The sequence below is a fragment of the Shewanella halifaxensis HAW-EB4 genome (assembly GCF_000019185.1).
GTDB lineage: Bacteria > Pseudomonadota > Gammaproteobacteria > Enterobacterales > Shewanellaceae > Shewanella > Shewanella halifaxensis.
The window spans coordinates 1,498,892-1,510,093 of sequence record NC_010334.1 but is presented as its reverse complement, the minus strand read 5'-3'; the positions used below and the strand labels follow the sequence as shown (position 1 = coordinate 1,510,093).

Annotated in this window: 7 protein-coding genes and 10 tRNA genes; 2 read left to right on the top strand and 15 right to left on the bottom strand. The window is 45.2% G+C overall.

The features are described from left to right. The first annotated feature begins 6 nt into the window (after positions 1-6). Both SHAL_RS06370 and SHAL_RS06365 read left to right on the top strand, forming a co-directional pair. Complete coding sequence (locus SHAL_RS06370; RefSeq protein ID WP_041415874.1) at positions 7-1,260, top strand: dicarboxylate/amino acid:cation symporter; 1,254 nt, start codon at positions 7-9, stop codon at positions 1,258-1,260. Between the two features lie 99 nt (positions 1,261-1,359). After that, positions 1,360-1,545: a hypothetical protein gene (locus tag SHAL_RS06365; RefSeq protein ID WP_012276348.1), complete on the top strand. Its 186-nt coding sequence runs from the start codon at positions 1,360-1,362 to the stop codon at positions 1,543-1,545. Positions 1,546-2,057: 512 nt separating this feature from the next. Here SHAL_RS06365 and SHAL_RS06360 read toward each other — a convergent pair. The 15 genes from SHAL_RS06360 to alaS form a co-directional block, all read right to left on the bottom strand. Continuing rightward, on the bottom strand, positions 2,058-3,188 hold the full coding sequence (locus tag SHAL_RS06360; protein ID WP_012276347.1) for a sodium ion-translocating decarboxylase subunit beta: 1,131 nt from the start codon (positions 3,186-3,188) through the stop codon (positions 2,058-2,060). A gap of 8 nt (positions 3,189-3,196) precedes the next feature. After that, positions 3,197-5,008 (bottom strand): sodium-extruding oxaloacetate decarboxylase subunit alpha, encoded by a 1,812-nt coding sequence (gene oadA, locus SHAL_RS06355; RefSeq protein ID WP_012276346.1) that lies wholly within the window; start codon positions 5,006-5,008, stop codon positions 3,197-3,199. Between the two features lie 15 nt (positions 5,009-5,023). Then, positions 5,024-5,275, bottom strand: coding sequence for an OadG family transporter subunit (locus tag SHAL_RS06350; RefSeq protein WP_012276345.1), 252 nt, complete (start codon positions 5,273-5,275; stop codon positions 5,024-5,026). A 604-nt stretch (positions 5,276-5,879) separates the two neighbouring features. After that, a tRNA-Ser gene (locus tag SHAL_RS06345) sits at positions 5,880-5,971 on the bottom strand. A gap of 9 nt (positions 5,972-5,980) precedes the next feature. Then, a tRNA-Arg gene (locus tag SHAL_RS06340) sits at positions 5,981-6,057 on the bottom strand. Between the two features lie 33 nt (positions 6,058-6,090). Further along, positions 6,091-6,167: transfer RNA gene (locus SHAL_RS06335), tRNA-Arg, on the bottom strand. Positions 6,168-6,243: 76 nt separating this feature from the next. After that, positions 6,244-6,335 (bottom strand) — tRNA-Ser (locus SHAL_RS06330). Positions 6,336-6,344: 9 nt separating this feature from the next. Further along, positions 6,345-6,421, bottom strand: a tRNA-Arg gene (locus tag SHAL_RS06325). A gap of 35 nt (positions 6,422-6,456) precedes the next feature. Beyond that, a tRNA-Arg gene (locus SHAL_RS06320) sits at positions 6,457-6,533 on the bottom strand. A 31-nt stretch (positions 6,534-6,564) separates the two neighbouring features. Beyond that, positions 6,565-6,641 (bottom strand) — tRNA-Arg (locus SHAL_RS06315). A 32-nt stretch (positions 6,642-6,673) separates the two neighbouring features. Beyond that, a tRNA-Arg gene (locus tag SHAL_RS06310) sits at positions 6,674-6,750 on the bottom strand. Between the two features lie 30 nt (positions 6,751-6,780). Continuing rightward, positions 6,781-6,857: transfer RNA gene (locus SHAL_RS06305), tRNA-Arg, on the bottom strand. 21 nt (positions 6,858-6,878) lie between these two features. After that, positions 6,879-6,970 (bottom strand) — tRNA-Ser (locus SHAL_RS06300). Between the two features lie 487 nt (positions 6,971-7,457). Next, entirely contained in the window at positions 7,458-7,655 is a 198-nt protein-coding gene (gene csrA / locus SHAL_RS06295; RefSeq protein WP_006082602.1) for a carbon storage regulator CsrA, read from the bottom strand. A gap of 513 nt (positions 7,656-8,168) precedes the next feature. Beyond that, complete coding sequence (gene alaS, locus SHAL_RS06290) at positions 8,169-10,793, bottom strand: alanine--tRNA ligase (protein WP_012276344.1); 2,625 nt, start codon at positions 10,791-10,793, stop codon at positions 8,169-8,171. Positions 10,794-11,202 lie beyond the last annotated feature (409 nt).

The window sequence follows — 11,202 nt, the reverse complement described above, 5'->3', positions numbered from 1 at the left end:
ATTTCGATAATGTGGCAAACAATTAAAAATATCCCATTTTGGCAAAAAGTATTAGCTGCCTTTATCTTAGGTGCTGGCGTCGGTGTCATTTTCGGCGAATCAGCAACAGTACTAAAACCGCTGGGCGATCTATTTATTAGTGCGATTAAGATGTTAGTCGCGCCGCTAATTTTCTGCGCCATCGTTGTCAGTATCACTTCTTTAGGCTCTGAAGTCAGTTTAAAGAGACTGAGCTTTAAAACCTTAGCCATGTTCATGTTTACTGGCACCATCGCTTCACTGATTGGCTTAACTATCGGCTCAGTTATCGACATGGGCGGCTCGATGGAACTTGTTGCTACTGAAGTTCGTGAGCGAAATGTACCAGGCTTTGCTCAGGTGCTTCTAGATATGATCCCTGTGAATCCATTTGCCTCTCTTGCTGAGGGTAAGGTACTGCAGATCATCATATTTGCCGCTTTGATTGGTGTTGCGATTAATAAAGTTGGCGAAAAAGCTGAGCCCTTAAAACGCACTATAGAAGCCGGTGCAGAAGTCATGTTCCAGTTAACCCGTATGGTGCTACAACTTACTCCAATTGGTGTATTTGGTTTAATGGCTTGGGTTGTAGGTGAATACGGCTTATCGACTCTACTGCCACTGGGTAAATTTATCGGTGCTATTTATCTTGCTGCATTTATCCACATTATCTTCGTTTACGGTGGCTTGATTAAGTTTGCCGCTAAGCTAAGTCCTGTTCAATTTTTCCGTAAGGCAATACCAGCACAAATAGTGGCATTTACCACAGCGTCAAGTTTTGGCACCCTGCCGGCAAGTACTCGTTGCACCGAGTCTATGGGCGTTTCTAAGCGTTATGGCTCTTTTGTTTTGCCCTTAGGCGCCACCATGAACATGGATGGCTGTGGTGGTATTTACCCTGCAATTGCCGCGATTTTCATTGCGCAGATCTACGGTATCCCACTGGATATGACCGACTATATGCTTATCGCCGTGACGGCAACAGTGGCTTCAGTCGGTACCGCAGGCGTGCCGGGGAGTGCCATGGTGATGCTAACGGTAACCTTAGGTGTTGTAGGCTTGCCGCTCGAAGGTATCGCCTTTATCGCAGCAGTTGACCGTATCATCGATATGATCCGCACCGCCACTAACGTCACAGGCGACATGATGACAGCCGTTGTTATTGGTAAGTCAGAAGGGCAGCTCGATGAGGCGCAGTTTTATGCACAAGAAAACGCTCCGCTAGAGCAGGCCAGTAACTAAACAGCGTTTTTCATCGAATAAAAAGGCCGCAATCGCGGCCTTTTTAATTTATACTTTTCAATATTCTACAAAAATAACACCTTATTGGGGCGCTTAGATATGACAAAACTCTTCATTCTTCCAATCTTGCTGTCACTAGCATGGGCGCTCTTTCTTAACTATAACGGCGTACCATTAAAGCAGGGAAAGACAGGTTTTCTCTATATCATCGGCATCAGCCTAACCGTCATTTTTGCACTGGCACTTTTACTCTGGCTCACTGCGGGACAAAATCTTAAATCTTAAATCTTAATAAATGGCGCATCCAATTTGAAATAACTCACAAGCAAATATGCGGCCTATACCATAGTTTAAGTATAAAGAATCCACCTCCTGAAGAAGGTGGCTTTGCCCATATGTTACAAAGCAGACTCCCTAGAAGGGAGCTTTCCTATCCTGCTTTAACAAGACGCCATAAATATGTCCCTATAGGCTCTGCTAAATCATCCTGATTTAGAAGCTTGCACAGCACTTCTAGCAAAGCTTAACTGCATCGCTGAGTCTAACGTGGATATGTTTGAATGAGCTTATAAGCCGTGTATCGCAGCGATGCGATAAGCGAGCCTCCATGGACACTTTCTCTTCAACAAAAAGTCGGCGTGCTAATAAGGCATTAAACATGGCCTACTCCATAACTTTCACTCATTTTATTTCAGGCAAAGCCTAATTGATGATAATCACCTCCTGAAGTAGGTGGTTAAGGGCTGAAAATAAAAAAATCCTGCTATAGAGCAGGACTTTTTATTAAACACTTCAGCCTATCCAAGTACGGCTAACAAGACACCTGCCGCCACCGCACTGCCAAGTACCCCAGCGACATTCGGTCCCATTGCATGCATCAACAAGAAGTTTTGGTTATTGGCTTCTAGGCCAACCTTATTCACCACTCGCGCCGCCATTGGTACCGCTGACACACCAGCAGCACCGAGCAGTGGGTTAATCTTACCGCCAGAGAGCTTGCTCATCAGTTTCGCCATTAGCACACCAGTGGCTGTACCAATCGCAAAGGCAACGGCACCTAACACCAAAATGCCTAAGGTTTCCATCTGCAAAAACTGTTCGGCTGACAGCTTCGAGCCCACCGCAAGACCTAAGAAAATGGTCACTATGTTGATAAGCTCATTCTGCGCCGTGCTCGATAATCTATCGACCACACCAGACTCTCGCATCAAGTTACCTAAGCAGAACATGCCAACCAAAGGTGTTGCTGCAGGTAGGAACAAAATAGTTAACCCAAGCACCATCAAAGGGAAGATAATCTTCTCTTTCTTACTAACTTCACGCAGCTGCTCCATCTTGATTTTGCGCTCAGCCTCTGTCGTTAGCAAACGCATAATTGGTGGTTGAATAAGCGGTACCAAAGCCATGTACGAGTATGCCGCTACCGCTATCGCTCCGAGTAGATCCGGCGCGAGCTTAGAGGCTAAGAAAATGGCTGTTGGCCCATCCGCCCCTCCAATGATGGCAATCGCAGCCGCATCTTTCATTGAGAACTCAAACCCTGGTACCCAATTCAGCGCAATCGCACCGATTAAGGTTGCGAAAATACCGAATTGAGCCGCAGCACCAAGTAACAGCATCTTAGGGTTAGCGATCAACGCACCAAAATCGGTAAGCGCACCGACTCCCATAAAGATGAGTAGCGGAAAAATTCCAGTTTCAATACCCACATAATAGGCAAAATAGAGCAGTCCACCTTCCTCGGTAAATCCACCATTAGGGATGTTAGCCAATATCGCGCCAAATCCTATGGGTAACAGCAGTAAGGGTTCAAACTTCTTAGCAATGGCTAAATATAACAATAGGCAACCAACACCCATCATCAACAATTGGCCTGAGGTAAAATTAGCAATACCAGACTCAGACCAAAACGCAATTAATCCTTCCATGGTGATCCCTAGGCTAATGCCAACAATTGGCTACCAACCGATACAGCGTCACCTTCTTTAACCCAAACCTTCGAGATCACACCATCAGCTTCGGCGCGCACTTCTGTTTCCATCTTCATCGCTTCGAGGATAATTACCACGTCGCCCTCTTTTACACTATCACCAGGCGAGACATGCACTTTAAAGATGTTGCCTGATAGAGGCGCGTTTTGCTCATGCTTTACCGCTGATAGATCCACCACTGCTGCAGCCTGTGTTGGAGCAGTAAAAGGCACCACGTTTTCAGCGGGTGTGATCTGACTGATATCACCACCTTCGGCAACTTCCACCACAAAGCTCTGCCCCTGCACGGTAACAGTGTATGTTTCAGGGCCTTGCTTACTTGCAGCGGCAATCTCAGCCTTTTTGGCTTCCTCTAGCGCTTTAGCCGCCACTTCAGGCTTTGGCTCAAACGCATCGGGGTTATTACGGTTGCTAAGGAATTTGAGACCAATTTGCGGAAATAACGCATAAGTGAGTACGTCATCATCTAGCTCTTGAGCAAGTGCAATACCATCGGCAGCGGCTTTCTCTTTTAACTCCAGACGTAATTTGTCTAACTCAGATTCAAGCAGGTCTGCTGGGCGACAGGTGATGGCTTCACGCCCCGCTAATACGCGCTGTTGTAACTCCGTATTTACTGGCGCTGGCGTTGCACCATACTCACCTTTTAACACGCCTTCGGTTTCTTTGGTTAGCGACTTGTAACGCTCGCCAGTGAGTACGTTAATCACAGACTGTGTACCAACGATTTGCGACGTTGGTGTCACCAATGGTAAGAAGCCCAAGTCTTCACGAACGCGAGGGATCTCCTCGAGTACAAGATCTAACTTGTCAGCGGCGCCCTGCTCTTTAAGCTGGCTTTCCATGTTTGTTAGCATTCCACCTGGTACTTGAGCGCGAAGAATTCGTGAATCGATACCCTTTAACTCACCTTCAAACGCTGCGTACTTTTTACGTACTGTTCTAAAATAGGCCGCAATTTCCTCAAGCAGGGCCATATCGTAACCCGTTGCCCTGTCTGTACCTTCAACCATAGCAACTAAAGTTTCAGTTGCGCTGTGACCGTAGGTCTGGCTCATTGAAGAGATTGCCGTATCGAGCACATCGATGCCCGCTTCAATGGCTTTTTGGTAGGTTGCCGTGCTCAGGCCTGTAGTCGCGTGGCAGTGCAGAGATAAAACCAAATCGGTTTGCGACTTGATTTGGCTAATAAGCTCAAATGCTTCAAACGGCTTTAATAGCCCTGCCATATCTTTAATGCATAAAGAGTGACAACCCATATCTTCAATACGTTTTGCCATATCAATCCAAGTGTTTAAGTTATGCACTGGACTAGTAGTATAAGAGATTGTGCCTTGGGCATGACCGCCTACTTCGACAACCGCTTTAACCGCTGTTTCTAGGTTGCGCACATCGTTCATCGCATCGAATACACGGAATACATCAACACCATTGGTATGGGCTCGCTCAACAAAGCGGTGTACCAAGTCATCAGCATAGTGACGGTAACCGAGGAGGTTTTGTCCTCGCAACAGCATCTGCTGTGGAGTATTAGGCATAACTTTCTTTAGTTCACGGATCCGCTCCCAAGGATCTTCACCCAGATAGCGAATACAGGAGTCAAATGTGGCTCCTCCCCATGATTCTAACGACCAAAAGCCCACTTTATCGAGTAATGGTGCTATGGGTAACATATCTTCGGTACGCAAACGAGTAGCGAGAATGGATTGATGTGCATCTCTTAACGCAACATCAGTTAAAGCCAGTGGCTTGCTCATACAAAAACTCCCTACTTATATTATATTTTTTTTTCGGTGCTGATGAATTGCAGCAGTAATAACCGCCGCCATTAATGGGCTCACGGCAGATTGACTCGGTTGTGGTTGACTCTCTGGAGCAGAACTCGCCTCTAGCGCTGCAGGCCCAAATGTTCGAGCAACCAATTTCATAGCAAAAATAAGGGTACTTAGAAAAACAAATACCAGTGACATACCTAGTATCATAATCCCCAATGCGTCATATAACTGCTCAGATATTGAAGCCATCTCTTCCTCTTATCGATATTTGATTTGTGAATAAACATGGATGACACTCAATAAATATTCACCTACCATTCACATATTATGCAATTTATTCCATTCATTTTAGATACTGCTTCGCTGTCAAATGGTGACCACCGCTAAAAACAATAACTAATATATAACAAAATAGCGAGCCACTTGTAAATTGGTCGTACCATAAATACGATCATTAATCGCCATCGACTAATAAAATCACATAAAATCAACTAGAAAACTGAACATCCGATAATATACAGTCTTTTGTAGCCATTTTTTCTAATTTAACAGTGCATTTACGGGAAAATGAATTCAGAAAAAAGAACAGATTGGTGCGAGGAATACAGAAGTGACAATTTATGCAGTTTAGCAAAACAAAATTTCAATCATATTAGTTGGCAGGTACATCACAGGCATTAATAGCTAGGTTTTGTAGCCAATTAAGAAGCGACCTAATCATAAGGCAAAGAGCTACAGGACTATGGAGTGGAGCGAGTTATAGCATTGAGGAGAAATCAACAATCGAGTCGATGCGAAGCAAATTGCAGATACAAAAAAACCGCAACGAGTGCGGTTTTTTTGCATGTAATGATGGCGGAGAAGGAGGGATTCGAACCCTCGATGGGAGTTAAAGCCCATACTCCCTTAGCAGGGGAGCGCCTTCGGCCACTCGGCCACCTCTCCGTCAATTCATGGTGCGCGTGGGAGGATTCGAACCTCCGACCGCCTGGTTCGTAGCCAGGTACTCTATCCAGCTGAGCTACACGCGCAAAATCGGTACTACTTATATCAATGGTTTCATATGGTGCGGATGGGAGGATTCGAACCTCCGACCGCCTGGTTCGTAGCCAGGTACTCTATCCAGCTGAGCTACATCCGCTCATATAAAACTTAAACATCACAATCATTCTGAGGACAAAAAACCGCAACACTGTTGCGGTTTTTTGTTCAAATGATGGCGGAGAAGGAGGGATTCGAACCCTCGATGGGAGTTAAAGCCCATACTCCCTTAGCAGGGGAGCGCCTTCGGCCACTCGGCCACCTCTCCGTCAATTCATGGTGCGCGTGGGAGGATTCGAACCTCCGACCGCCTGGTTCGTAGCCAGGTACTCTATCCAGCTGAGCTACACGCGCAAAATCGGTACTAATTATATCTAATATGTTTTATATGGTGCGGATGGGAGGATTCGAACCTCCGACCGCCTGGTTCGTAGCCAGGTACTCTATCCAGCTGAGCTACATCCGCTCATATAAAATCTTAAATTCTTTTCACTCTATGGTGCGGATGGGAGGATTCGAACCTCCGACCGCCTGGTTCGTAGCCAGGTACTCTATCCAGCTGAGCTACATCCGCATATAGAATGCTTACTGCTATAAATGATTTAATGGTGCGGATGGGAGGATTCGAACCTCCGACCGCGTGGTTCGTAGCCAGGTACTCTATCCAGCTGAGCTACATCCGCTCACTAAAACATTTATCACGACAATAGAAATGGTGCGGATGGGAGGATTCGAACCTCCGACCGCCTGGTTCGTAGCCAGGTACTCTATCCAGCTGAGCTACATCCGCATCGTTGTCTATTGTAAGAAATGGCGGAGAAGGAGGGATTCGAACCCTCGATGGGAGTTAAAGCCCATACTCCCTTAGCAGGGGAGCGCCTTCGGCCACTCGGCCACCTCTCCGTTTCTTGGCGCACATATTACTGTCTGCCGAAAATAAGTCAAACCCTTTTTAAGAAACCCTCCCCCGTTTGAGCTGTTTTTAAGCAGCTTGCTTGTATAACAGTCTAACTCGTCCTATAAATTGGATTTACTGGGGATTTATGGAGGTTTACATCCCCCATAAAAATAATAAAGCCCGTTATTAACTGGCTTCTACTGGTTTCAAAAAAGGCTTAATTGATCTCATTCAGATCAAAAGTTACCGTCATCGATTGGCGTAGCTGATTTTTCAGACTGAATGGGTTGGTCAATCTCTTCACCATAGACAAAAACGATTAGGTACGGAGACCTCTTCTTTATGAGTGGATGCATTTACACCCAATCTGGCTAGGTTAGCCCTTAGATCGCCTTAGCAGCTTTTAGCGCCGAAGCCTCAAAACCCAAAGCCCAGAAATAAAAAAGCCAGTTATTAACTGGCTTCTAGAATTCTTATTTGATCTCATTCAGATCAAAAGTTACCGCCTTCTGATGGCGTACCTGATTTTTCAGACTGAATGCGTTGGTAAATCTCTTCACGATGTACAGAGACTTCTTTAGGTGCATTTACACCAATTCTTACTTGGTTACCTTTAACGCCTAATACAGTGACAGTTACTTCATCACCAATCATCAGTGTTTCACCAACACGACGAGTCAATATCAGCATTATGTTGCTCCTTTAGTTCCTAATTCTGCTTATACGGCATAAATCCGTTATATTTGTATTATAAGGTTAGCTTAGTACAAATTAACAGTATTCTATGAGAAAAGCGTTAAATAATTACACCTTTCCAGTATTAAATCACAGTTATGCGCTTGAAACCTTTTTAACCATATTAAGAATAACTTTTACCCGATAACAGCGATTATCAGCTGTTAACATTAAACTAGCATGAATTAGAACATTGCCCAGATGTAAGACTACAATATACAAACTTAAGCCAAACAACTCTCTAATTCAGTTTATAAAAAATACTCAGGCTCTTAAGCTTTCAGATATGCCACATCACTAGAAACCGATACCAAACTGACTTTAAAACGCTGCATTTTATACCAATCACATATTTAGCTCGATTGGTATTAGCTACGTGTGCGTGGTTGAAAAGAGTCTATAGCAGTTTGCTTATTCCATAAAAAAACGCCCATAAAGGGCGTTTCTAAATTTAAGGTATCCGACTATTTAAGACAGCTTAGCCGTGATCCATGGGATAACTTGCTCTAACGCACCGTCTAAGTTCTCTGGCTGGCTACCGCCTGCTTGAGCCATATCAGGACGCCCACCACCTTTACCACCAACTTGAACAGCGATAGAAGCGACTAACTCGCCAGCTTTAACTTTACCAGTTAAATCCTTCGTCACGCCAACAATCAAGTTAACCTTGTCTTCACCAGCGATAGCTAAAACCACAATACCAGATTGAAGCTTCTGCTTAAGCTCATCTTGTAGGCCACGCAGCGCGCCCGCATCGACGCCTTCAAGCTTCTTAACTAAAACCTTTACGCCATTAACCTCGACAGCTTCACCTGCAAGATCGGCACTGGTCGCCGCTGCAAGCTTGTCTTTTAGTTGAGACAGCTCTTTTTCAAGCTGCTTAGTCTTATCAAGCTGTGCTTTTAGCTTAGCGACTACTGAAGCGCTATCACCTTTTAATAGGGTCGCCGCCTCTTCTAGTTGTGCTTGCTGCTTAGCAACATATGCCATTGCCGCTGCACCCGTTACCGCCTCAATACGACGAATACCGGCAGCGATACCACCTTCAGAAGTGATCTTGAACAAACCGATATCACCGGTACGACCTACGTGAGTACCTCCGCAAAGTTCGATAGAGAAGTCACCCATAGTCACAACACGTACTTCAGAATCGTACTTCTCACCAAACAGTGCCATTGCACCTTTCTCTTTGGCGGTTTCGATATCCATGACTTCGGCGGTCAATTCGTGGTTACGACGAATTTGAGTATTCACGAGCTCTTCTACTTCTTTAAGCTCATTGGCTTTAACACCTTCAAAATGAGAGAAGTCAAAACGTAGACGCTCAGGATCGACCAAAGAACCTTTCTGACTCACGTGAGCACCAAGCACTTGGCGAAGAGCCGCATGTAAAAGGTGAGTCACAGAGTGGTTAAGCTCAGTTCTATGACGTAGCTTCTTATCAACGTTGGCAGTTAATGACTGACCCGCTTTAATTTCGCCAGTGACTACACGGCCGATATGACCAATTGCTTGGCCATACTTTTGTGTATCAATAACAGTGAACTCGATGCCATCTGCAATCAATACACCTTTGTCACCACTCTGGCCGCCCGACTCACCATAAAATGGTGTGTTATCGAGAACGATAACCGCTTCGTCACCCGCAGTAATAGTCTCTGCAGCTTCACCTGATTTGAAGATAGCCGTTACAGTAGCTTGGTTATTGAGTTCGGTGTAGCCTGTAAAGCTACTTTGCTCGTCAATCTTAAGACCTTCGTTATAGTCGGTATCAAATTGACCTGCAGCTTGTGCACGCTTACGTTGCTCGGCCATGGCGGCTTCAAAGCCCGCTTCATCTACAGTGATTTCACGCTCACGACAAACATCAGCGGTCAAATCGACAGGGAAACCGTAGGTGTCGTATAGTTTAAATGCTGTCTCACCGTCTAACACCTTGGTCGTTAGTTCATTGAGTGCCGCATCCAAAATACCTAAGCCACGCTCCAATGTACGCGCGAACTGCTCTTCTTCAGCTTTAAGTGACTTCTCTACGATAGCCTGAGTCTCTTGTAAGCCTTTAGCTGCATCGCCCATCACTTCAATCAATGTTGGTACCAACTTATAGAAGAAGCTTTCAGTAGCACCTAGCTTATTACCGTGGCGCACTGCGCGGCGGATAATACGACGAAGCACATAACCACGGCCTTCATTCGACGGCATGACACCATCTGCAATTAAGAAAGCACATGAACGGATGTGATCGGCAATGACGCGAAGTGATTTGTTCTCAAGATCGGTCACGCCAAGAATAGCAGCCGTTTTCTTGATCAAGGCTTGGAAAATATCAATTTCATAATTTGAATGTACACCCTGCATAATGGCAGCGATACGCTCAATCCCCATACCCGTATCAACAGATGGCTTAGGCAGTGGTTTCATCTCACCGTCAGCTTGACGGTTGTATTGCATGAATACGATGTTCCAGATCTCAATGAAACGGTCGCCATCTTCTTCCGGTGTGCCAGGACGTCCGCCCCAGATATGATCGCCGTGATCGTAGAAGATTTCAGAGCATGGACCACAAGGACCTGTGTCACCCATTTGCCAGAAGTTATCTGATGCGTAAGCTGCGCCTTTGTTATCGCCAATGCGAATAATATTTTCCGCAGCTACGCCAATTTTCTTATTCCAAATTTCAAATGCTTCGTCATCTGTCTCATAGATGGTGACGCAAAGGCGCTCTTTCGGTAGCTTTAATTCTTCAGTAAGGAAAGTCCAAGCAAAGTGAATGGCTTCTTCTTTAAAATAATCACCAAAGCTGAAGTTACCTAACATTTCGAAGAATGTGTGGTGACGTGCAGTGTAGCCAACGTTATCTAAATCGTTGTGCTTACCGCCCGCGCGTACACAGCGCTGTGAAGACGTTGCACGAGAATAGCTACGCTTATCTGCACCCAAAAACACATCTTTAAACTGGTTCATACCCGCATTAGTAAATAGTAGTGTTGGATCGTTCGCTGGAACGAGAGAGCTACTATCAACTACCTGATGACCATTTGTGCGGAAATATTCCAAAAAAGCACTTCGCAGTGCTGCAGTGGTTTGATACATGAAACCGTCCTGAATTAGGTTGTGCAAATAGCCCTTAAAGAGCTGAGAGATAAATTTTTATGGATAGCATTATAAGCAGAGTCATGGCTAACAACCAGCCCTGTTGATACAAAACTGTGTCGCTAATAGATAAATTGCAGTGAGACTACAGCAAGAGTGCAGTAAGACAGGAGCGAAATCAGCTTAATCACTCGCCATTGCTTGTGTGCATAAGCAACCAAACAACGCAACAGACCTTGATGTCGTGATTATAAGGTAATGCTAATTACCAACTATCTAGAGCTGATTTCAGATAAAGTATTGCTTGAAGTTTGCCGAACAATGTTAGCTCAGGGGGGATTGAAGGGATAGGTGCGCTAGACAGAGTACAGCTTAGATGAAGTTTGGTCGTCACTTTTAGTTAGCAGCT